Here is a 324-nt window from a genome sequence, read left to right as displayed (position 1 = left end):
AAGCTCAATGGGTTGGTTCTATGGATGCAAATTGCATGTATTTGTGGATGCTCAGGGTCAATTTATTCACACCCAACTTTCGAATGGCCATACTTCAGATATCAAGATTCTGCCAAAGTTAGCGCAAGGCTATAAGGGGAAGATCTTTGGAGATCGTGGCTACATCAGTGAGATTTTAAAAGATAAGCTAGGAGCGCAAGGTGTTGAATTGATTACGTATCATCGCAAGAACATGCGACCATTAGAACTCTCATTAGAGGATGAGCTTATGCTGAAACAACGCAATAAAATAGAGACGATCTTTAGCTTATTGAAGCAACAATA

At 39.8% G+C, this 324-nt stretch carries 1 protein-coding gene; it reads left to right on the top strand.

Annotation, left to right across the window (positions count from 1 at the left end):
* Window positions 1-324, top strand: a 324-nt coding sequence (locus CYK47_RS15345; RefSeq protein WP_164709244.1) for a transposase, incomplete at both ends; no start/stop codon positions are given.

Source organism: Acinetobacter sp. B51(2017), assembly GCF_003711395.1.
Classification (GTDB): Bacteria; Pseudomonadota; Gammaproteobacteria; order Pseudomonadales; family Moraxellaceae; genus Acinetobacter.
This window is presented reverse-complemented; position numbering and strand designations above follow the sequence as displayed.